The organism is Halorubrum vacuolatum (genome assembly GCF_900188065.1).
In the GTDB taxonomy this organism is placed as follows: domain Archaea; phylum Halobacteriota; class Halobacteria; order Halobacteriales; family Haloferacaceae; genus Halorubrum; species Halorubrum vacuolatum.
Genome location: NZ_FZNQ01000028.1, coordinates 1 through 22,063 on the forward strand (window position 1 = coordinate 1; position 22,063 = coordinate 22,063).

Sequence of the window (22,063 nt, forward strand, 5' to 3'; positions counted from 1 at the left end):
TTCCGTGAGATCATCCTCTCATTCGCCCTCAACAACCTCAAAAAGCTCGCCAAAACACTATGATCCCGCTCCCGTACCGCATTTTCAATAGAGCAGGATTTTGAGCATTACGCTGTCCTGCATCGTCTTCTGGATTGCCACGCCGGTTCCGCCATGGTTCACTGGTCTCCTCGGAATCGGGCTGATTGGTTTGGTTTTCTCTCCGGAACTCGCACTCGATGGTTTCGCCGAACCAGTTCTGTGGTTAATTGTATTTGGACTCATTGTTGGAGAGGGAATTCATCGTAGTAAGTTACCCCAAGCTATAGAGAATTGGCTACTCGCTTGGACGGCAACAGGGGTTGAGGAAAGATCAGTAGTGTCCTGCGAAAATCAGCCCTGTTTCGCAAAAACGAACGAACAAAACAAATGCACTCCTAACTTTGAGGGGGCTGACCCGGTTAGAATCTATCAGCGTCTGCTAATTATTTTCTGTTTCGGCGGTTTGTTATTCGCCGTGATGGTGCCTTCGTCCCTCGTTCGGGTACTGATCCTTGCACCAATTTTACTAGAAATAGGGTCAATGTTTGATTCTCGTCGTGCACGTCTTGGCCTGTTCTTCGGGCCATTGTTCGCCACGTTCTACGGGTCTGTCGGAATTCTGACTGCGTTCTTGCCAAACATTGTTATTATCGGTATTGTTGATTCATTAACTGAGGGCGCAGTAAAAAGGAGTCCCTTTTGACGATTCATTGGTCACAGGTAGGCACTGCAAAACTTAGCGAGATTATATGCGATAGCTATAGGTTACTTCAGTTCGATTAGTTGCTAAACTGGGTGAAAATGTGTTTAGGGAAAACTACGAACATCAGCAGGAGAAGCTCTTTTCGCCCGTCAAAGACCTTCCTGCTGGACCGAAGAAGAAACTGCGAAATCACTGGTCTACCCATTTTTACGAACACGTCTTCACTCAGATAGATGAGAGAACGTTCGGACGGCTATACCATGGCGGGTATAGCCGTCCGAACAAGCCAGTCAACGAGTTGGTTTCGCTGGAGATTATCAAGCACCTGCTTGGACTGTCCGATAAGCAGCTCGAACATGCCTATCTGTTCGATTTTCGCGTCCGAAACGCCCTGGGTAAAGAGACACTCGGCGACAATATCTGTGCGAAGACGTTCACGAACTTCCGCCAGCGGTTGATGGAGTACGAGGAAGAAACCGGTCGGGACCTGTTGCACGAGGTTTTCCAGGATCACCGAAGTTACCTCCAAGACGAGTTCGAGATTGACGCCAGCACCCAGCGGATGGATTCAACGTTTATCGAGGCTAACGTTAAGCAGCTCTCTCGAATCGACCTCATCGCTAAAGTCGTTCACAACTTCCTGGACGATCTCGTCAGGGAGATCGTCCAGGAACTTCCGGCTGGTCTAGACGAATTCGCCGACACGGAGAACCTGGAACTGTCCTATGAACTGGAGCCAGGTGAGGCTGGCTCAACCATGGAAACGCTCATCGAGCACGCTGTCTGGTTAATCGACGCGTTCGAAGCGGAGGAAAACTATGCTGAACTGGAGAGCTTTGCTCATCTCCAGCAAGTCCTCGACGAACAGTGCTACCGCATTCCTGAACTCGAAGATGATCGCCGTGAGCACGGTGAAGACGACGATAACGACCATCCCGGTGACGGCGAGTCACCGGGATGGGAACCACTCAGAACGTTCACATCCAGCGACGGTGAGCCAAGCCACGAGCAGGCGACCGATGAGCCAGCTCAGCCCGACGAGGACGGTCCCGAGCACGATCGCGTTGGGCTGAAAGAACCTGAGGAGATCAGTAGCGGTTCGATACAAAATCCGCATGACGTGGACGCGACTCACCGCCGGAAGGGCGGTGAGTCGTACTGCGGGTATAAAGCGAACGTCGCCGAGACCTGTGATGCGGAAAACCCGTTTCGCCTGATCACGACGGTTCGCGTTGACACGAACAATACAGTCGATGGCGACCTGTTAGCCGAAGACGTCCAAGAATTGCCAGAAGAGACCGGGTTAACTGATCTCCTCGTCGACGGCGGCTACATGCACAAAGAAGTGGAGGCGTGCTGCGGTGATCACGGGATCACGCAGCACTTCACAGGACTAACGGGGCAGCCCCCGCCTGCGGAGAAGTTGTCCCTAGCAGAAGCAGAGTGGGATGAGCATCGAATGGTTGCGTGTCCTGCCGGACACGCAACCATTCGAGCAGCGATACATGCCCGAGAGTGGTCGTATCTCAGGACGAATGGGCAAAGAGTTCTGTGAAGGCTGTCCACACAAGGAGACCTGTTTCGTCAAGGAGAAAGAGGAGTTCTACAGTTACGGCTTCTACGAGCGAAAATTAGCCCTCGCCCACCGACGCAAGCGGTTGGACGATCCGGCAGAGAAGGAGTTTCTGAACTTACGCGCTGGAGCTGAGTCGTTGGTCAATGAGGTGTATCACCAGGACGGGGAGAAAACACGGTTCACAGGGACGATCAAGGTGAAGAACGCGTCGATAGCGAAAGCTATCGGGACGAATCTCAAGCGAGCCTCACGATTCCTGGAATCGGAGGCGAAGCAGGAGCATTCAGCCGGATAACCGGAATAGAAGGATTTTTTCTCGGCCCGAGTGCTGGTTTCATCGAGTTGGTAAGCGACTCAATAGATCTCTTGGAAGAACTCACTCGGGGTGTTCCCTGCGGAACACCCCTTTCTCCTGTGCCGTCAGAGGATCAATACAGCAGACCGACTCTGTTTGTTCCAAAACTGTCTGCGATGAATCAGCCGCAAGAACGCGCCTGCGAAGCTATCGAGTCAGACAATCGAATTCCTTTCCGGGCGACATAATTATAAAAGAGTTTGACAAATACTGTACATGAACGTTCGACGGTTAGGCGGACGGGAAGACACCGCCGGAATCATTCGGGTTCAAGGATTGGCATGGCGGGAAGCGTACGCTGACCTACTCCCAACAGAGATTATTCAACAACAGACGGTTGACCCGTCAGAAGAAGAGATTCGACAGTGGCACGACTGGTTGCGCGAAAACCGAGACGGGATTCTGGTAGCCGTTGACGACGAAGAAGCCGTTCGAGGATTTGCGGACTTCCGGTGGGGTGATGCAGAGACAAAGGAGTTCGTGGGCGACGAAGAGGCGGGACTCAAAGCTATCTATGTCCATCCGGATTATTGGGGTAGTGGCATCGGAACGGCACTCTTAGAACGAGGGATGGAATCCCTTCCTGATGACGTCGACGCGGTACGCCTCGAAATGCTCTCGGGGAACGAGGTTGGACACCAATTTTATCAGGCCCGTGGTTTCGAACGGACGGATACAACTACGCACGAGATCGGAGGAACTCAATATCCCACAGATATCTATACGATAAAAATCTAACATCCATTCGTTCACTGAAACATGGAGCCCCTGTGCTGACCGATCACTAGTGTTCGGGACCGAGCTTCATCCCGTGCTGTATTCGCGCGTTCTGTCCATAACTCGAAGTCGGATGGATTCCTGATACGTTATTTTGCTACTGTTGGATATAGCGCATGAGTGCAGTACAGTGATTTCTTGACATCCTCCACGCGCCTAAAGGCGCGGGAATCCTCACGTTCGGGGTCTGGCATTAGCGCCACCCCTGCTGCGAGCGACTTTCTCCTATCCGTGGATACTCCGGTCTGTGCGCACTTCTTTGGGACGAGGAGAGTGTGGTGACTCCAGCCATTCGTGGCTGTCCCACTCGAATCGCACGGGCCGTGCCATCGGCCTTGGTACGTCTGCGTCTGTGTGCCGTCTCAGGAACGACTCGCTTGCAACGAGGTCGGCGTGACCCTCGAACCCGCACGAACATGTGAGCGTGTCTTGGTGGCGAATCGTGTCCGTCGTGGAACCGCAGTTCGGACACGTCTGACTCGTCCACGCCTCCGATCGGACTTCGACTGTGATGCCGTACTCCTCGGCGGTACACGCGAGCCGGTCGATAAACTCGCGAAACGCCCAGAAGTTGTGCGTTTTCTCGTTTGCCCGCACCGACCAGTGCGTTTCCAGTACGTCGGTTAAGTCCCCGACGTACACCCTCGAAACCCCGTCGTCGTACAGACGTTCGAGAAGGCCGCGCACCAGCGCGTTCTGTGCGTGGTCGCGCCGTCGCGTCCGACCATGGTACAGTTGTCGAATCCGGTTCGAGGAGTAGCGCCCTTCGCGGAGTTTCGACTGTAGGCGGGCGATTTCTCGCGTGGTGTCGCGGAACCGCTCGAACAGGTCGCGCCCTTCGTACAGGTACTGTTGGCCGGTGGTGATCGTACAGGCGACTAGGTTGTTCGCCCCAATATCCAGAGCGGCTTCTTCCGAAGCCAGTGGTGTATCCAGTCGAGAATCGTCCACGGTGACTGGCTGAAAGGCCCTGAATTGGTTCGAGGACTCGTCGTAGTACAGTTCCAACCGACCCTGTTTGCCGCCCCACTTCAGAACGCCCGCCACTTCGAGACGAAGGCGCTCGGCGTAGCCGAGGTCGTACTTCTCTTTGAGTTCCTTCCCGACGGGGATTTCGAGGCGTGAGCGGTCGCCCATCTCCAACGTGTACTGGTCGTTGCGGATGTACGTGCGGAGTGTTCGACCGTCCTCCTCGTTGCCCCAGTAGCCGGGGGGAGAACAGCGTTCGCCCTTCTCTTTGAGCGAGAAGAACGATTTCCACGCGCTCTTGCTCTTGCGGATGAGTTGTTGAGCGGTGGCGCTTCCGAGAACGTCGACGTACTGTTTGCGGTAGTCGGCGGTGTCCCAGATGCTGTTGCCGTCGAAGTAGTTCTGGCGGCGCTCGTAGGTGAGTTCGTTCCAGAGACTGGCAGAGGCGTCCAACAGTTCGTGTAGCAACTCCGCGTCCTGTTCGGAGCGCGGTCGAACGACGAAGGTGTTGGTTCGCCTTGCCATCGTAGTCTATTTGGTCTCTCGGTCTAAAGGGAACAGCGAGAGTTCCACGGGTCACCTGACCCGTGGGTGAATCGCGTACGCTTGCCTAATGTTCAGTCTCCTCGATGTACCGACGAACCACATCCTCAGAAACTGCACCCGTTGTTCCGACGTAGTATCCGTCCTTCCACAGACCACTTCCCCAGAAGTACCGCTGTTTGATCTCGGGGTGACGCTTGAGAATCGTTCGTCCCGAGTAGCCCTTGAATTGCTTCGCTATCTCGGCAGGACTCCATTTCGGGTCGGCCTCGACGAACAAGTGAACGTGGTCGGTGGCAATCTCTCTGGACACAATCTCGTGACCGAACCGTTCAGCAGTTCCTTGGAACAATTCCGCAAGTTCGTCTTGAACTAACTCCAACACCTCGTGCCGGTACTTCGGGCACCACACGAAATGATATTTACACAAACTAATCGAATGTGCATGACTCCTGTAACTTTCCACCATAATCCCTACTTTTATCATCACTTGATACGATAGTCAAGATATGGGTATCCAAGAAGTCACGAAGACCGCACGCACCCGACTCTGCATAGAGTCTGGTGAGCGGTCGTGGCTCAAAGATGCCCGTTACACCGCACGAGACATCGCCAACGACACACTCCGACTCAAACAACAAGGCTACAACAAGACCGAGATTCAACGCGAGGTTGACCGCGACGACTTCCTTCGGAACAACAAGTGCGCGGTCGTCGGCAAAGCCCTGCAAGCGTGGGACTCCTACAAAGAACTCCTCAACTGGTGGTACGACCAAGACGACACCAACGTTGGAAAACCGTCGCCACCAGCCACAGACAAGAAAGGAGCCTACCCACTCGTCATGGCACACAGCGAAGGGTACCGCCTCACCTACAATGACGAAACTGACCGTCTTAGGTTTCGTGTGAGTCCGAAGCCGTACAAGAAGGTGAGAGGACATCTTCGAGGGAGACAAGAAGACCTCAACCTCATCGAGGCAGCCTTGACCGAAGAGGAGTGGTCGTTGGGACAGGCCGAGCTTCTGTACCGAGATGGCGTGTACTACCTACACGTCACGGTCAAAACAGAAGTTCAAGTGCCTGAACCCGAAGACGCTGACACACTCGTCGGCGTCGATATTAACGAACGCAACATCGCTCTCACCGCTCTTAACCGTGAGACGATGGACACACTCGGAACACTCGTGCTTGATTACGGCTCGGTGAAAGCCGAACGCCAACGCTACCACACCATCACGAAACGCTGTCAAGAACATGGGCAACACTCTATCCACAACCAACTCGGTGAAAAAGAAGAACGCTACACCGAGTGGATTCTTCACCGAATGTCCCGAGTCGTGGTGGAGTTTGCCCAACAGTTCTCAAACCCGGTCATCGTGTTCGAGGACTTGAGCGGGATTCGAGACGCCATCAAGTACGGCACGTACATGAACCGTCGTCTGCACAAACTGCCGTTCCACAAGTTCGAGCAACAAGTTCGATACAAAGCAATGTGGAATCAGATTCCGTGTGAGACGGTTGAGTCGCCGTACAACTCGAAGTCGTGTTCGTGCTGTGGACACCGTGGCTACCGCCAAGGTCGGCGGTTTCGGTGTACGAACGACTCGTGTGCAGTTCAGCAAGATCACGCTGATCGAAACGCGAGCGTGAATGTGGCGTGGCGATCGTGGGCGAAACACGCTGGTGTAGACGTTGAATCAGTTAATTACCGGACTCGCAAAACCCAACCGTTTGTTCGGAAGGTGAGCCTGTCTGGGTCGGGGCGCTCTGTAAACCGCCCATCCTCATCCCGCGAAATCGCTTCGCGTGGAGTGCTTACGACGTAGGCTGAGGGAATTACAAAAGCCACGGGTCACCTGACCCGTGGTTGTTTACCTGCCGTTTGGAATGTGGTTGACATTGTGTATTCTGATCTTGTGGTGATTATCTGTAATCTTCAAGTGCGCAGTAGGACCCCTCGTGAGCCGATATCCATGTCGTCACGAGCGAGTCTTCGGACGCAGTCGAGTAGATTGTACATAGGTCAGGGCCCGACTCCCTCGCTTCGACGATCGCGAGACACATCGGATCCAGTTGCATGACGCTTGCTGATGGGTCCGTGTCCGTCACGCGGTCGTTCGAGCCTTTGCGCATCAATCTGCGAGACCGATCTCCTCTTGTCCATCGTGCTCACCTGCCTCAGCATCCTCGATCGCCTCGGGCTCCTCGAACGTGGGGAACCGGTCGTCGAACGTGTTCCAGTCGGCCTCCATCTCCTCCTCGGTAAGGAGGCACAGTTCGAGGTGGTCGCGGATCGAGTCGTGGTCCATCTCGGTGCCGATCAACACGAGCTGGCTGCCGCGGTCGCCCCATTCGTCATCCCACAGCTCTTTGAGATCGGGATACGCCTCGAAGTGCTCCTCGCGCTCTTCGGGTGGGAGCGTTGCGATCCACTTACCCGCGGGGGCGACACGGATCGATTGACCGGCGACGTTCAGCATGAGGGCTCGCTCCTCACGCCCGGCGAGCCAGAAGTGGCCCTTCGATCGGACCACAGGCTTCGGGAACGCATCGAGCAGCTCGGCGAACCGCTCGGGGTGGAAGGGTCGGCGGGCCTCGAAGACGAACGAGGTGACGCCGTGTTCTTCCTCGGCCGACGCGTGGGGCTCTCTCAATTCCTGTATCCAGCCGGCCGACTGGCTCGCCTCCTCGAAGTCGAATCGACCGGTGGCTATCACGTCATCGGGGTCGACGCGGCCGTGGGTCGTCCGGATGATCTCGGCTCTGGGCTGGAGGATCTCCAGCGTCGCCTCGATCTCATTCAGGGTTGCCTCGTCGATCAGGTCGCATTTATTCAGGAGGAGGATGTCACAGAACTCCACCTGTTCGACGAGAAGGTCGCCGAGGTGTTTTTCAGTCCCATCGTCGTCGAGGATCTCGTCCGACTCCATCGCCTCCTGAAACTGGTGGGCGTCGACGACCGTCACCGTCGTGTCGAGATGACAGTTTTCGAGCGGTTCGACCCCCGTCTCCTCGTAGAACTCCGTCGGGTCGAGGTCTGACTGATCGAACCCGAGCGTGAGCGTCTGTGCGACCGGGAGAGGTTCGGCGACGCCCGTCGACTCGACGATAATGGCGTCGAACTCCCGATCCCGCGTGAGTCCGCCGATCGCGTCCAGCAGGTCACCGCGGAGTTCACAGCAGATGCAACCGTTCGAGAGTTCGATCAGCTCTTCATCTTCGGCGGAGATGTCCGATGATTCAGCGACGAGGTCCGCATCGACGTTCACCTCGCCCATGTCGTTGACGAGGACGGCGAGATCCAACTCACCGCTCTCGCGCAAGAGATGGTTGAGCGTCGTCGTTTTTCCGGCACCAAGGGTCCCCGACAGCACTGTCACGGGTGTGGTCTCTCCGGGCATGCGTTAGCAAATATGAGCTTGTGTATGTTATATCTTATTATCTTTATCAAAGACTTTATTAATTTGTGATGGCTGAATTCAGACACTCACTCGACAGAGCCCATGAGGACACAAATCTCACCTCGGACGTTCGGCTGCACGATCATCGGCGGAGGCATTCATGGAACGCATCTCGTCCAACGCCTGCTTGATGAGACGCCCATCGATAGATCAGATGTGTGCATAATCGATCCCCATGAGCGACTCTTAGCCTCGTTTCGTGCACGGGCGACTACCTGTGGCATGAACAGTCTCCGATCGACGTTTGTCCATCACATCGGGATCGAACCGTTCGGGCTCGAAAGCTTCGCCAAAGCGAACGGACGCGAAGACGAACTCGTCCCGACGGTCAACTACCCCGCACGACCGTCACTCGACCTCTTTTTAGACCACTCGGATTACGTCATCGAACGGAACGACCTCGAATCGCTTCACTATCAAGCGGCGGTGGAGGAAATTCATGAACGGCCTGAAACGCAGGGGCTTCGGCTTGAGACGACTGCCGGCCCGGTCGAGACGGACAGTTGTGTGATAGCGATCGGCCATGGCGGTCGGTATCGGTGTCCGGACTGGGCGACCAACGTCGACGGTATCGATCACGTCTGGAACGGATTTACTCCCGATCCGGATGCCGACCGGACCATCGTGGTTGGTGGCGGGATTACAGCCGCACAGCTCGCCTGTCACCTCAGTGAGACGCAACAGGTCGTGCTTCTCTCGCGTCACCCGCTCAGGTGGGAGGTCTCGGAGGCGGCCCCCCCGTGGATCAACTGGTCGTACGTCCAAGATGAGCTTCACGTCCATCCGCCGGGATCGAGGGATCGGTTCGAGGGTATCAGAGAGGCACGGAACACCGCGACCGTGCCTCCGTATTTCTACGCCGAGTTCGAGAAGCGTGAGGCTGACGGCACCCTCACGCTGACACAGGAAGCGGTCGAGTCAGCGACGGCGCGAGACGGGCGTATTCAGCTCTCGCTCGATTGCGGGTTACAACTCATCGGCGATCAGGTTGTCCTCGCGACCGGCTTCGAATCGGTATTCGACCATCCGTTCGTCGAACGGGTGGCCGACACACTCGATCTAGAACGGGGCTATCGGGGGATGCCGGTCCTTGATGATGGGACACTCGCGTGGCAAACCGACACCGATCGATCCGTTCCGTTGTACGTCACCGGGGCGCTTGCGCTCGGAACGGTCGGTCCGTACGCTTCAAACATCCCCGGTGCATGGCGAGCAGGCGATCGGATCTCCGCGGCTATCAGGCGTCGTCATCGTTCCACGTCCGATGAGACGAGCAAGGAGGGTCGCCGATCCGAGGTGGCACACTGAGTCGACAGCGTACGGAAACACTCCAACACGGTCGCACAATGACTGATACGACCCCTTCGCCGACGGAATCCACTATCGATCCACGAGAACGCCCCAGGTCAACACTGCTTGGGATCATGCGATATCGAGACGACATCGAGATATGCACGTTATTTGCGCCGACTGCCGTGGCTCCACAGCGGACGGACGCCTGGATCCGTGCCAATGAAGGCTCGTTTCGTGCCCTGAAGAAGTGTCGATGAAGCGAACGTGGGAGGTGGAGTGTGGACTGTCGATCTCCCCTAGTGTTCGATGCTCTCAGACATCTATTGCTGGGTCCGATGGAGTTCACGTCGGCCACTTCCCGAACTCTCAGAGGACCCTGTACGAGTACCTCATGGAGAGAAGCTGTTGAATCGACGTTAGCAACTCCTACCCAGTAAATATCCAAGGTTAGTAAAAAAATATCTGAATATAATAACGCTTTTATCTGGGCACGCCATTGTATCGGTATGGTCCGATCACGACGCGAACTCATCCTGAGCGGTGCTGGAGTGCTTACCGTCACGGCCTTGGCCGGGTGTGCTGACGAGGCAGATCCGGAGCCCGAAGACGACGATCACAGTCACGATGATCACGATCATGATGACCACGATCACGACGATCATGATCATGACGATCGAGAAGGGTACTTCGACACGCTCGGCATTTATATATTCCAGCTGCTGGATCGTGCACACGACCCACATGAGGAGATCGCCTATATGCACGATGACCACTGGCACGGGTCTGGCAACTTCCCAGTGGTTCCCGTGGGCGACAACGTCTCGATCGGAGCCGAGGCCTTCGATGAAGATGATAACGAAATCGAACTGTGGGACGAGTACGAGATGCGGGCGGCGATCGCTTCCGGTGCCGACGAAGATGTCGTCTCGTTTGACTTCCACGGCGACCACGTCCACATCATCGGTGAGCAAGAAGGTCTGACTGAGGTCGTCTTCCAAGTCTGGCACGACGACCACGCCGACTACCAGAGTGAACCGCTTGCCGTCCAAGTCGGGGAAGCGGATGACGAGGAGCGCGAGTCGTTCGACGCCCACCACGTCTCGGACGTCGAAATCCTCGACAGGGCACCGGATCCGCACGAGGAAGTCGCCGACTGGCACGGCGACCACTGGCACGGCGAATTGCCGACCGTTCCGGTCGAGGATAACGTCTCGTTGGGAGCGGTATTCACCGACGACGAAGGAAACGAGGCGGATCTCGATCACGACTTCGAGCTCCGAGTCCGGCTCGCGGACGGTGCAGACGAGATCGTCGAGTTCGACTTCCACGGTGACCACGTCCACATCATCGGTCAGGAGGCGGGTGAGACCGAGGTGGTCTTCCAGCTCTGGCATGACGACCACGCGGACTTCGAGACGGATCCGATCGGCGTCACCGTCGAGTAAGGTGTACACTGAGAATCGCGACCGCATCGTGCAGTAAGCAACCCTCCAAATCGGTATACAATCAACATGGAATTCACACGTCGGAAACTACTCGCCACCGGAGGAGCCGTGGCCGCATCCTCAACCATTGGTGGATGCCTAGAGAGTCCCACGGATGCTGGTGGAGACGGCGAACACGCCGGATCGGCAGCGTTCTTCACCCTCCAAGACTGGAGCAACCACGTCGCCGGGGACGTAATGGCGTTCGACACACCCGTCGAAGTCGGCGAAATGGGACATGGCTGGGACCCGGACGGGGACATCGTGCCTCAGATCGCACAGAACGACCTCTTCGTCTACCTAGAGACACCCGAGTTCCAGTGGGCTGTCGACGTCGCAGATGACTTCGCCAACGACGACGACTTGGAAATCACGCTCATCGACGCCATGGGTGCGGTCTCCGAGTCGGAGTTGCTCTCGTTCACCGGAGGTGATGAGCTGCTCCCGGACCCCGATATGGATGCGGATTTCGACCCGTCTACCTTTCGAGTCGGCACGTTCGAACTGATTCACAATGATGAGGTCGCCGCCTGGTGGCATGATGACCACTGGCATGGCGGCGTCCCGGACGTGCCAGTCGATGGGGGTCAAGTAGTGTCGATCAATGTGGAAGACACCGACGGAAACGTGCCACCGCTCGGTGAGGAGGAGCAGTTTCAGGTTGACGCTCGAGTTGAGGACGGGGCACCCGATGGTGTCGTTGATATCGACGTGGACGGCCGAGACATCGAATTCCGCGGGATCGAAACCGGGCAGACGCTCATCGTCTTCGAGCTCCGCGCCGACGACGAGGTGGTGTTCGACACCGCTGCGGAGCCAACCGTGATAACCGTCGACGAGCCGGAAGCCATCGAGGTGGACGCCTTCTATGATCCACACATCTGGGTCGACCCGGTGCATGCCAAAGCGGTGGTGGAACTGCTCGCCGACGAGTTCGCGACGGTGATGCCGGATGCCGAGGACACGTTCCGTGCGAACGCTGAGGAGTACATCGAGAAGCTTGATGACGTCGACCGCGCCTTCGAGGAACTCGTCTCGAATGCGGAGTTGGATGTCGCCGTCTTCGCCAGCCACGACTCGTTCCAGTACGTCGAAAACCGGTACGGATTCGAGCTCCAGACCCCGGTTGGTGTGACGCCCGACGCTGCCGAATCGTTAGAGGACGTCTCCCGGTTGGCACAAACCGTCGAGGAACACGACATCGACACAATACTCTTCGACCCGTTCGAGGCACCGAACCCTGACGAGGATATCCCCCAAGCGGCGACGGTCCTGCTCGAAGAAACCCGTGCGGAAGAGGCACTGCCGTTGAGTCCGGCTGAAGGAACGACTCCCAACTGGGAAGCGGAGGGATATGGCTGGATCGAACAGATGGAGGAGGTCAACCTTCCATCCCTCCGGCGGGCGCTCAAAGCAGAATGATCACGCTCATTCACACCCTCAACGAGGACCGCTGTCCGCTAGGGTTTCGTACTGGTTCGAAATGACGACAGTCGTCGACGTGGAGGACGTCTGGTTCGGCTACGACACCGAGCTTGCAGTTAAAAACGTGAGCCTGAGGATTGAAGAGGGCCAGTACATCGGCCTCATCGGACCGAACGGCTCCGGCAAGACTACCCTATTGAAGCTGATGCTTGGGCTACTACAGCCGGATCGTGGAACGGTCCAACTGTTTGGGGAGCCAACCGCCAAGTTTTCCAGTGCCAAACGGATCGGATACGTTTCCCAGCGATCGACGGACAAAGATGTCGCGATGCCGATGACGGTTGCAGAGGTCGTCGAGATGGGTCGCTACGCCCACCGGGGCCGACGGAGATTACGGTCCTCCGATCGCCGGATTATCGACGACGCGTTAGAGCGGGTCGACATCGCCGACCTCGCAGGGCACCGGATCGACCGTCTTTCAGGTGGGCAGCGCCAGCGGGCGTTCATCGCCCGTGCACTCGCCTCCGAAGCGGATCTCTTGGCGCTCGATGAGCCGACCGTCGGCGTCGATGCGAGTTCCAGGGAAGCGTTCTACGGGTTGCTCTCGGAACTAAACGAGGAGGGTATCACCATCGTCCTTATTGAGCACGACCTTGACATCATCACGACCCACGTAGACACCGTGGCGTGTATCAACCAGACGCTCCACTATCACGGCGAATCGGCCAGGTTCCTCGAAAGCGATGCCCTGACCGAAGCGTACGGCAAACACCACGGCATCCTCCACCACGACCACTCATGAGTAGCGACAAGCCAGTCGGCGCGGATGGCGGTACCGTCGCCACCGACACGGACGCCGGTACGGGAGCTACTGACACGGATGGTGTCGATACAGCGGCCGGCCGGTGTACCGGTCGGTTTCGTGGCAGGGTTGAGGCTGTCGCGGGAGGTCTATTTGGGTTGTTGACCGCGGTAATGGTGCTTTTTCTCCTCGCGGAGTGGCTGCGGGGATCGATTGGGGGGATGTCGATACTCTATGATCAGTATCTCATCGTCGGACAGTGGCTTGACTTCTGGTTTGGGACTATCGTTTTCAGCTTCGGGAGCACGTGGCGTGCCCTCGCGGCCGGTCTGCTTATCGGGTTTGTGGCTCCCATTCTTGGGACGTTCCTGATCCACCAACAGATGGCCCTGATCGGTGAGACGCTCGCACATACGGCGTTTGCCGGCGTTGCCGCCGGCGTCGTGGTTGTCGCGTTCACCGGCTGGGCGGGAAGTTTGGTGTTCGTGGACCTCGGTTCACAGGGTGGGCTCTTGTTCGTCGCGCTGGTCGTGAGCGCACTCGGGGCACTCGGATTGCAATGGCTGAGCCAACATTCGGACAGCTATGGGGACGTACCCATTGCGATCGTTCTGTCGGGAAGCTTCGCGATGGGGACACTACTTATCAGCTGGAGTCGCGACTTCGCGCCGATATCGATAGATATCGAGGGCTTTCTCTTCGGGAGTCTGGCCATTGTGACGACACAGGGAGCGCGGTTGATCGCCCTGATCAGCGTGTTGGTCGCCGTCATCGTCGTCGTCCACTTCAAGCAGTTCGTTTTCATTACCTTCGATGAGGAGGCCGCACGGGTGGCCGGACTTCCGGTCACACGATACACCACCCTTCTCGTGGTGATGACGGCCGTCGTGGTGGTGGGGGCGATGCAGATCCTCGGGGTGATCCTTGTCGCAGCGATGCTTGTCGTGCCGGCAGCCGCGGCCTCCCAAATCGGAGTCAGTTTCCGGGAGACGGTGGTGCTCGCGATTATTTTCGGACAGATCTCCGCCTTCATCGGGCTTGTGTTTTCCGTCGTTGCGTCCCTTCCTCCCGGCGGGTCGATCGTGATGATCGCTATCGGTATCTACGTTCTTGCGATCGTCGTTTCCAATCGATCGGTCCCGACGATATCGATGCACTGATCCGAAGGCGCCCGTTCCGTTTGCCGTGACGGCGTGTTGTCCCTCCGGCGATCATCGACAAGGCCTCAATCCTTGGTACGGTCTTATCAACTTGGAAGTAAATATTATTAATTCGGGTGGTGTAGTTGTTAACGCTAGATGGAACTACACCCCCTTGATCGACGATCAGCTACGGACGGATCAGCACGACGAATCGGATTTTTTGGCGCGCACCGCAGCGGCAAGACGACTGTTGCCACGTTGGTGGCGGATCGGCTTGCAGATCGGACGCATGTATCGGTGTTGGGATCAGCTGGAGCGTTCGTCGACAGCGAGTCGGATCGAGGGACCCCAGACCGCTCCGGACTCGATATTGAGTGGACGGTCGTCGACGCAGACGCCGGGCCGGAGCCGTTCGATCGATGTGTCGGTTCGCTGGATACCGCTTTCGTCGTCGTTACTCCTGATACGCTCGATACCGTGTCAGCCTACGAGGAGATCGCCACCGGATACGACACTGATCTCTTTTTGATCGTGACACGTATGCGGCAGGCGGATCGTGAACTGATCCGGGCATTCGATGGTCCGGAAGTGGCTGAATACGTGTATGAAGACGCGGCTATCCCCCGAGCGATGGAGGCTGATGAGATTCCCACGCTCGAAGACCGGACCGTCGAAGCGGTCCTCATCGAAGCGCTTCAGCCCGACCGGTTAGAACCTGATGCCGCACTTGATGCCCTTGAAGCACGACGACGATCCGTCGTCAACGTCGAGGTCACGGACCGATCACAGGCGGATGCGGTTATGAATATGTTCGAGAATGCCGGTCATCTGACGGCGTATTATGGGTGTAACTGCACCTATCATGACGGTCACGTGCTGGCCCGTATGCCTTGAGAACCAGTGATATCGTCCTGAACACACAGCGGCTCCCCCTAGGCCAGCACGGAGTGATCCGCCGTGAGGACCGAATATTCGACGGTCTGCACCCCATCAATGGCACGGAGGCGGGAGACGTATGAGCTGATCTCCTCCACACGTCCTTCGACGACGAACAGCTCAAGACAGGCACTCCCCGCATGGCTGTGGACGTTCGATGTGACGAGGTCATGGTTCGCATGGCGAAGCTCCGAGAGCGTCGCCTCCGCACCCGAGTGATGGTCGAACATCGTTGTGATGATACAGATGATGTCTTGATCCTCATACTCCACGTCGTCGAACTCTCCGAGCAATCCACGCGTGCCCTCCCTAACCGCCTCACTGCGACCACTATATCCGTGATCCTCGATGAACTGGTCGAGTTCTTGTAACAGCGATTCCGGCATTGAGACGCTGACGACTGGCATATAGCATTGATCGGCCTCCAGCGGGATATGCTTTATTATGACCTACAAGAGATTTCGTAATAACAAACAATTTTGTCTCTGTAGTTCATAACACCAACTGATGAGTCAGACTATTCCAGTCACTGTCCTCTCGGGTGCGCTTGGTGCCGGCAAGACGACCACGCTCAATCACCTGTTGACCGAAGACCACGGCTACGAGGTCGCCGTCCTCGTCAACGACATGGGCGAGGTGAACATCGACGCCAACCACGTTGAACAGCAGTCGGAGCTATCACAAGCCGACGAGGAGATCATCGAGTTATCTAACGGGTGTATTTGTTGTCGACTGCGCGGTGATATGCTCGACGCCGTCGGTGCACTCGTCGAGAATCGCGAGTTTGACTATCTGCTCGTGGAATCCTCAGGGATCTCCGAGCCTATCCCGGTCGCCCAGACGTTTGCGCTCGGTTTTGATCACGCAGAGTACGACCCGACTGGAGACTACCATCTCGATACGATGGTCTCGGTCGTCGACGCACACGCGATGTACCAAGGGTTCGATTCGGGGAAGACGCTTACAAGCGACGACCCGGCCGCGGGAACCGATCGTATCCCCGAAGAGGTGCTGCTCGATCAGATCGAGTTCTGCGACGTGCTCCTGCTCAACAAGTGTGATCTCGTTCCCGACGACGAACTCGATGAGATCGAAGCGGTACTCAAGGTCCTCCAGCCACGTGCAAAGATCATCCGTACCGAGTTCGGCAGCGTCGACCCCGCGGAGATCCTCGAAACGGGTCGATTCGACTTTGAGGAGGCACAGAACTCCGCTGGCTGGAAACACGAACTGCAGGAAGGCCACCATCACGACGATGCGGCAGCGGAACACGGGGTCGAATCGTTCGTCTTCCGCGCCGATCGCCCGTTCCACCCGGAGCGATTCGAGAAGTTGCTCCGACACCTCCCCTCAGCAGTCATTCGCGCAAAGGGCTTCTTCTGGTCGGCCGGTCGCGAAGATGTCGCTATGGGGCTTGACAAAGCCGGTCAATCGGTCCGGGCAGGCCCGAAAGGCCAGTGGATCGCGAACCTTCCGGCACAGCAACAGCAGCGCTATTTCCAAGCCGTTCCGGGGCTCGAAGACGATTGGGACGACCAGTGGGGTGACCGTGGTGTCCAACTCGTCTTCATCGGTCGTGACTTCGAGGCTGCGGAGTTGGAAGCGTGGCTCGAAGACTGTCTCCTGAGCGATGCCGAGATGGATGACGATTGGAATACGTATCCCGATCCGTTCAGTCTTGAAGACCAGCGAGAGTTGGCGCTTGCGGACGACTGAGCGTAGCAATGAGAGTTCCAGTTACGGTACTTTCCGGAACGCTCGGTGCCGGCAAGACCACGCTGCTCAATCACGTCCTCTCCGGTGAGCACAACTACGATACGGCGGTTATTATCAACGAAATGGGAGAGGTGAACGTCGATGCGGATCTCATTGAGCGGCGCATCGATGATCAAAAGGAGGTCGTCGAACTCTCGAACGGCTGCATCTGCTGCGGAATCCAGGGAGCCTTCGAACAGGCACTCATTGACCTCGCACTGCAAGAGGAGTTCGACTATCTCCTCGTCGAACCGTCGGGAATATCCGAGCCCGCACCGGTTGCCCGGCAGTTTGTTCAGAGCCACGCTTCGACATTCTATGACCTCAGCAGCGTCACCACAGTCGTCAACGCACGGCAGTTCTACGACGTGTTTAGTGAGGGAGATGTGTCCCGACGTACTGAAACTGAGAACGGTACACGACCGCTCTCGGATCTCATCGTCGAAGGCGTCGAATTCTGTGACACGCTCGTAATCAACAAGACGGATCTCGTCACTGACACGGAACTGGACTACGTGGTCAAGACGCTCAAAACGTTACAGCCCGAGTCCACGGTGCTCACGAGTTCGTTCGGCCAGGTCAAGCCCCAAGACGTGCTCGATACGGATCGTTTCGATTTCGAAGCCGTCTCCGGGTCACCGAGCTGGAAACGGGCACTCGAACACCACAGAGCACACGCGACTGATGGAGATGGCGACCACGAGAGTGACACTAATCACACTCATGATCACGGATCTGACGATCACGTGCATCCACCCGAGGAGTACGGAATCGAGTCGTTCATGTATCGACAGCGGCGTCCGATGCATCCTGAACGACTGGTCGCTGTCTTAGACACAATGCCCGAGAGCGTCGTTCGAGCCAAGGGCTATCTGCATGTGGCCGGGCGTCCAGACCAAGCGTTGACACTCTCGCGTGCCGGTCAAGAGACTCACATTACGGTTGCAGGCCGATGGATCGCCTCATTATCCGAGGATCAGCAGGAGTACTATCGACAATCCCGATCACCTGATTGGAACCACGAATACGGTGATCGAAAAACCGAAATCGTTCTGATCGGAGAAAAAATGGATGCACAGAGTATCATCAACGCACTTGATGAGTGTATGCTTGAAGCCACGGACATGACGGAGAATACGATCGAGAACCCGTTTCCGACGCGTGAGGGAGAAGAACTCCGACTATGACGGACGACTTGGTCTCAACGGAGGGCCGTCGTGGTACTGACGAAGATGGACATGATGTTATCGATCCATTATATGTCGCGATCGTCACCGTCTCGTCATCGCGTGACCCGAGCAGCGATCCAGGCGGCGATACCGCTGCCGAACTCGTCGCTGATTCAGGTGGTCGTGTGACGGCACGAACGCTCGTCAGCGACGACTTTGCTACGATTCGCGGAACCGTTGATCGGCTCGCGAACCGCAGAGATGTCGACTGTATCGTGACGACGGGCGGCACCGGGATGACAATGGATGATGTGACACCGGTTGCCTGTGAAGGGCTCTTTGAACGGGAGATACCGGGCTTCGGCGAGTTGTTCAGGAACGTCTCCTACGACGAGATCGGCCACCGAGCGATGGCTTCGAGAGCTATCGCTGGCATTGTTGCTGGAACACCGATCTTTTGTCTTCCGGGGAGTCGTGCGGCTGTTCGGACCGGAATGACGGAACTCATACTGCCGGAGGCACCGCATCTCGCAGGGTTGGCGACGAGACACACCGTGGAGGAGCCGTGACCCTCTACGGTGTCGGTCTCGGACCGGGAGATGCTGGCCTTGTGACCGTGCGTGCCCGCAAAATACTGGAATCGGCGAACGTGGTGTACACGCCGGGTCGGCTATCGCGAGGCGTTGCCGCCGAATACGTTGATGGCGAGCAGTTGGACGACCTCGAATTTCCGATGACGCGCGACGAAGAACAGCTCCGCCGCGCATGGAAGCAGGCTGCTTCCGAGGTTGCACCGGCGGCCCGCAATGGGACAGCTGCTTTCGTCACTCTGGGCGATCCAAACGTGTACTCGACCTTCGGTCACCTGCGCAGAACCCTTGATCGGTTCCATCCTGATGTGGAACTGGAAATTATTCCGGGTGTGTCGGCAGTGACGGCCTTCGCTACTGCCCTCGATGTCGAAATCCCGGCTGGAGCGGAGCTGACGCTACGAGAAGCACCCGATGGGGAGGCACCGGTTGGTCCCAATCGTCTTGTGTTGTTCAAGGTGACAGACGTGCCTGCAACGGATGAGAAGCTCCAGGAGGCGGGGTATGCGGTGACCTACGGGCGACGACTCTTTATGAAAGAGTATGAATCAACAATCACCGACGACGCAGACGAACTGACTGAGCGAGACTACTATACGATCGCCTATGCTGAAAAACCCGAGGCGATCGAGGGACCGGCATCCCTCTTTGAGTAACGTCCGTTGGCTCACGCCTTGCGTCCTGTCCAACGTCTCGCCCAAATAGGTTACTTCCGCCTACGCAGCAATACCGAGCTGTTCGAGTTCGTCACTGGAGTATTCAGAGCGAAGCTCCTCCGCTGAGTGTTCGTCGAGCACTTCCGCACGCTCTTCATCGGTCATGTTTTCGAGGTCCTGGAAGCAGTGGCACATTGCACTCTGCTCTTGTGTGAGAGGGCTCAAAAGCGCTGTTAGCACGGATCTGGGAATTATGTAACAAACGCTATTCCTTGGCAATTCTGAATAATTCTGTCTCAGAATTAATAACACCGTGCGTATGAACAGACACGTTCGAAAGAGGACACAACCATTCCACGTGAGCACTAGCCGGTGTTGCGGCCGATCTGTCCATTGTTCTGACTGGAAGCCGTGTAATGTTGACCACAACACCCTTGCGCTGGCAACCAGAACCTGTATTCAGACTTAAGAGATGCGTACGAGCTTCAATATCCCGGAGGCGCTCCTTACAGAATTCGACGAAACGTGGAACAAAGAAGGGCTTGACTCCCGGTCACGGGCAGTGCGAGAAGCGATGTACGAGTATATCGAGACGCACATCCAACTTGAAGAGGTATCCGGTGAGGTGGCAACCACTCTCGCATTCGATTACGAACATGAGAAAGTAATTCGCGAACTGCACAATGTCCAACACGATTTTCAGGATATTATCACAACAACGAGCCATATGCACGAAGGGAGCTGGTGTCTCGAAACGGTATTCTGTCGTGGGGAGGCCGCTCGCGTTCGACAACTCGTTTACCGACTTCGAGATTTTGATGCTGTTGGGCGAGTAAAGGTGCTCCTCATCAAATCCCGTTCGGACTTGGATGGTTACTCCGAGTGAGACAAACGATGATCGATTTGCGCCCGAAGTCTCTCATTACTCGGTGCTCCATACAACCACTATATCTCGCACGACGCTTGAGATCTATCACTGCTAGAGGATTTCAACAGAGCCTCCCCAGCCTAACACAAGAGGTGACGCGAACCGTACACCCTCGCTGGTTGGATAGTCAGTCGTTTTTGACGTTCACAAGACGTTCGATTTTGTGCAACCCATCAGAATCTCTGATTCTGAGGTCGCTTGCAGGTTGCGGGGAGGAAGGCCCCATTGACAGGGCTCTACACGCGCTGTAACGCACACCGTTGGTCACAATTCGGTGGCAACCGTCAACGGGTCACGCGAAAGCGTACTTGAACCCGAGGAAACGCGCAACCTGAATTATCCACTTCGTGGAATCCTCGTCGCCAGACTTCGTCTGGCAGGCAACCAGAACGCCTTGCTTTCTATTGACGCCCTGTCAGGTGGGGGAATGTCAACAAGGTCACTATTCGGAACCGATCTCAGGAGCAGATCGGGATGATAAGCCTCTGTGAGGGATATCTGGACACCTGTCGATCGGGCTACAATCGCGTCAGAGATACCGGCAATGATCAACAGTAGCGTGGGTTCAAATCCCGTCAAGAACGTTCTTTAGAGTGATGTCCGAGAATGTACTTGTCACGGCTGACTGGATCGAATCGAATCTTGACGCGTTTCAGGACGACGACTCCAATTACCGACTCGTTGAGATCAACAACCCGACCGTCACCGACGAGTCGGAATATACTCCCTACGGGGAGGGTCACATACCAGGTGCGCTGAATTTCGAGTGGGATGCGGTGTTCACTGATGAGACGCAGCGCGATATCGTTTCAAAAGAGGATTTCGCGGCGCGAAACGGTGAGGCCGGGATCGACGCCGACACAACGATCGTAGTGTACGGCGGTGGGCGTGTTCCAAACTGGTTCGCGTTGTTCGGCTACTGGATCTACAAGTACTATGGCCACGACGACATCCGGGTACTCGACGGCGGAAAGGGATACTGGGTTGAGAACGACTATCCGCTCTCAACCGAAGCGCCCGACTTCACCCCCCGCGAGTATGAGCCGAGCGGACCGTTCGAACGTATCCGCGCGTACAAAGACGACATTGAGACCGCCATCGAGGAGGAAATTCCGATGATTGACGTTCGCTCACCCGAGGAGTTCTCCGGCGAGGTCATCGCACCCGAGGGCCTCAACGAGACTGCCCAGCGCGGTGGACACATTCCGGGTGCGAGTAACGTTCCGATCGCGACCACCCTGAACGAGGATGGGACGTTTAAGAGTACAGACGAGCTCCGCGAGCTATACAACGAGGCTGGAGCTGATGGTGATGGGTCGGTCATAACCTACTGCCGTGTCGGTGAGCGCTCGTCGATCGAGTGGTTCCTCCTTCACGAGCTGCTGGGCTACGACGATGTCAAGAACTACGACGGCTCGTGGACCGAGTGGGGCAATCTCATTGGTGCGCCGATAGAGACGGGGAAGTAGTCTCCGCTG

24 protein-coding genes are annotated in these 22,063 nt (G+C 56.6%); 18 read left to right on the forward strand and 6 right to left on the reverse strand.

Annotation, left to right across the window (positions count from 1 at the left end; translation table 11 throughout):
* Positions 1–100 precede the first annotated feature (100 nt).
* The 4 genes from CHB65_RS17080 to CHB65_RS15240 all read left to right on the forward strand — a co-directional run bounded on the left by CHB65_RS17080 (position 101) and on the right by CHB65_RS15240 (position 3,393).
* Positions 101–724 carry a transporter permease gene (locus CHB65_RS17080; protein WP_143420455.1) on the forward strand — a complete coding sequence of 208 codons (624 nt, stop codon included), beginning with the start codon at positions 101–103 and terminating at the stop codon, positions 722–724.
* A 100-nt stretch (positions 725–824) separates the two neighbouring features.
* Complete coding sequence (locus CHB65_RS15235) at positions 825–2,279, forward strand: transposase (protein WP_218818966.1); 1,455 nt, start codon at positions 825–827, stop codon at positions 2,277–2,279.
* A complete protein-coding gene (locus tag CHB65_RS17655; protein ID WP_218818967.1) occupies positions 2,260–2,595 on the forward strand; it encodes a transposase in 336 nt (111 codons plus the stop codon). The genes CHB65_RS15235 and CHB65_RS17655 overlap by 20 nt, the downstream gene beginning before the upstream one ends.
* Positions 2,596–2,871: 276 nt before the next feature.
* Positions 2,872–3,393: a GNAT family N-acetyltransferase gene (locus tag CHB65_RS15240; protein WP_089385889.1), complete on the forward strand. Its 522-nt coding sequence runs from the start codon at positions 2,872–2,874 to the stop codon at positions 3,391–3,393.
* A gap of 264 nt (positions 3,394–3,657) precedes the next feature.
* Here the strand turns inward: CHB65_RS15240 and CHB65_RS15245 are convergent, their stop codons facing one another.
* Together CHB65_RS15245 and tnpA are read right to left on the reverse strand one after the other, a co-directional pair.
* Positions 3,658–4,926: an RNA-guided endonuclease InsQ/TnpB family protein gene (locus tag CHB65_RS15245; protein WP_089385890.1), complete on the reverse strand. Its 1,269-nt coding sequence runs from the start codon at positions 4,924–4,926 to the stop codon at positions 3,658–3,660.
* Positions 4,927–5,011: 85 nt separating this feature from the next.
* Positions 5,012–5,410, reverse strand: coding sequence for an IS200/IS605 family transposase (gene tnpA, locus CHB65_RS15250; protein ID WP_089385911.1), 399 nt, complete (start codon positions 5,408–5,410; stop codon positions 5,012–5,014).
* Positions 5,411–5,453: 43 nt separating this feature from the next.
* Between tnpA and CHB65_RS15255 the strand changes: the two genes are divergently transcribed.
* Positions 5,454–6,770 (forward strand): RNA-guided endonuclease TnpB family protein, encoded by a 1,317-nt coding sequence (locus tag CHB65_RS15255; protein ID WP_089385891.1) that lies wholly within the window; start codon positions 5,454–5,456, stop codon positions 6,768–6,770.
* A gap of 97 nt (positions 6,771–6,867) precedes the next feature.
* On the opposite strand, the gene CHB65_RS18095 is transcribed toward CHB65_RS15255, so the two are convergent.
* Both CHB65_RS18095 and CHB65_RS15265 read right to left on the reverse strand, forming a co-directional pair.
* On the reverse strand, positions 6,868–7,077 hold the full coding sequence (locus CHB65_RS18095) for a DUF7511 domain-containing protein (RefSeq protein WP_089385892.1): 210 nt from the start codon (positions 7,075–7,077) through the stop codon (positions 6,868–6,870).
* A complete protein-coding gene (locus CHB65_RS15265) occupies positions 7,077–8,345 on the reverse strand; it encodes a GTP-binding protein (RefSeq protein ID WP_089385893.1) in 1,269 nt (422 codons plus the stop codon). Before CHB65_RS15265 ends, CHB65_RS18095 begins: the two co-directional genes overlap by 1 nt.
* A 102-nt stretch (positions 8,346–8,447) precedes the next feature.
* Here CHB65_RS15265 and CHB65_RS15270 point away from each other — a divergent pair, with 102 nt between their 5' ends.
* The 7 genes from CHB65_RS15270 to CHB65_RS15295 all read left to right on the forward strand — a co-directional run bounded on the left by CHB65_RS15270 (position 8,448) and on the right by CHB65_RS15295 (position 15,445).
* Positions 8,448–9,713: an FAD/NAD(P)-binding protein gene (locus tag CHB65_RS15270; RefSeq protein WP_089385894.1), complete on the forward strand. Its 1,266-nt coding sequence runs from the start codon at positions 8,448–8,450 to the stop codon at positions 9,711–9,713.
* A 116-nt stretch (positions 9,714–9,829) separates the two neighbouring features.
* Positions 9,830–9,955 (forward strand): DUF7511 domain-containing protein, encoded by a 126-nt coding sequence (locus CHB65_RS18100; protein ID WP_449404580.1) that lies wholly within the window; start codon positions 9,830–9,832, stop codon positions 9,953–9,955.
* Between the two features lie 249 nt (positions 9,956–10,204).
* Positions 10,205–11,143: a hypothetical protein gene (locus CHB65_RS15275; RefSeq protein ID WP_089385895.1), complete on the forward strand. Its 939-nt coding sequence runs from the start codon at positions 10,205–10,207 to the stop codon at positions 11,141–11,143.
* A gap of 108 nt (positions 11,144–11,251) precedes the next feature.
* Complete coding sequence (locus CHB65_RS15280) at positions 11,252–12,604, forward strand: metal ABC transporter solute-binding protein, Zn/Mn family (protein ID WP_218818968.1); 1,353 nt, start codon at positions 11,252–11,254, stop codon at positions 12,602–12,604.
* A 61-nt stretch (positions 12,605–12,665) separates the two neighbouring features.
* Positions 12,666–13,409, forward strand: a complete 744-nt coding sequence (locus CHB65_RS15285) for a metal ABC transporter ATP-binding protein (protein ID WP_089385897.1) — start codon at positions 12,666–12,668, stop codon at positions 13,407–13,409.
* Positions 13,406–14,569, forward strand: a complete 1,164-nt coding sequence (locus CHB65_RS15290) for a metal ABC transporter permease (RefSeq protein ID WP_089385898.1) — start codon at positions 13,406–13,408, stop codon at positions 14,567–14,569. The genes CHB65_RS15285 and CHB65_RS15290 overlap by 4 nt, the downstream gene beginning before the upstream one ends.
* Before the next feature lie 282 nt (positions 14,570–14,851).
* Positions 14,852–15,445 (forward strand): ATP-binding protein, encoded by a 594-nt coding sequence (locus CHB65_RS15295; protein WP_143420456.1) that lies wholly within the window; start codon positions 14,852–14,854, stop codon positions 15,443–15,445.
* A 38-nt stretch (positions 15,446–15,483) separates the two neighbouring features.
* On the opposite strand, the gene CHB65_RS15300 is transcribed toward CHB65_RS15295, so the two are convergent.
* Complete coding sequence (locus tag CHB65_RS15300; RefSeq protein ID WP_089385900.1) at positions 15,484–15,894, reverse strand: CopG family ribbon-helix-helix protein; 411 nt, start codon at positions 15,892–15,894, stop codon at positions 15,484–15,486.
* 100 nt (positions 15,895–15,994) lie between these two features.
* Between CHB65_RS15300 and CHB65_RS15305 the strand changes: the two genes are divergently transcribed.
* From CHB65_RS15305 to CHB65_RS15320, 4 genes are read left to right on the forward strand one after another with little or no spacing between them, the layout of a single operon-like run.
* Positions 15,995–17,203 (forward strand): GTP-binding protein, encoded by a 1,209-nt coding sequence (locus CHB65_RS15305; RefSeq protein ID WP_089385901.1) that lies wholly within the window; start codon positions 15,995–15,997, stop codon positions 17,201–17,203.
* An 8-nt stretch (positions 17,204–17,211) separates the two neighbouring features.
* The gene (locus CHB65_RS15310; protein WP_089385902.1) at positions 17,212–18,429 is read left to right on the forward strand and encodes a CobW family GTP-binding protein; all 1,218 of its coding nucleotides are present in this window, start codon (positions 17,212–17,214) and stop codon (positions 18,427–18,429) included.
* Positions 18,426–18,980, forward strand: a complete 555-nt coding sequence (locus CHB65_RS15315) for a MogA/MoaB family molybdenum cofactor biosynthesis protein (protein ID WP_089385903.1) — start codon at positions 18,426–18,428, stop codon at positions 18,978–18,980. Before CHB65_RS15310 ends, CHB65_RS15315 begins: the two co-directional genes overlap by 4 nt.
* Complete coding sequence (locus tag CHB65_RS15320) at positions 18,977–19,657, forward strand: cobalt-factor II C(20)-methyltransferase (protein WP_089385904.1); 681 nt, start codon at positions 18,977–18,979, stop codon at positions 19,655–19,657. Before CHB65_RS15315 ends, CHB65_RS15320 begins: the two co-directional genes overlap by 4 nt.
* A gap of 60 nt (positions 19,658–19,717) precedes the next feature.
* Here the strand turns inward: CHB65_RS15320 and CHB65_RS17935 are convergent, their stop codons facing one another.
* Positions 19,718–19,852, reverse strand: coding sequence for a hypothetical protein (locus CHB65_RS17935; protein WP_281251574.1), 135 nt, complete (start codon positions 19,850–19,852; stop codon positions 19,718–19,720).
* Positions 19,853–20,129: 277 nt separating this feature from the next.
* On the opposite strand from CHB65_RS17935, the gene CHB65_RS15325 reads away from it, so the two are divergent.
* The gene (locus CHB65_RS15325; protein ID WP_089385905.1) at positions 20,130–20,543 is read left to right on the forward strand and encodes a CopG family ribbon-helix-helix protein; all 414 of its coding nucleotides are present in this window, start codon (positions 20,130–20,132) and stop codon (positions 20,541–20,543) included.
* A gap of 638 nt (positions 20,544–21,181) precedes the next feature.
* Positions 21,182–22,054 carry a sulfurtransferase gene (locus CHB65_RS15330; protein ID WP_089385906.1) on the forward strand — a complete coding sequence of 291 codons (873 nt, stop codon included), beginning with the start codon at positions 21,182–21,184 and terminating at the stop codon, positions 22,052–22,054.
* Positions 22,055–22,063: the final 9 nt, after the last annotated feature.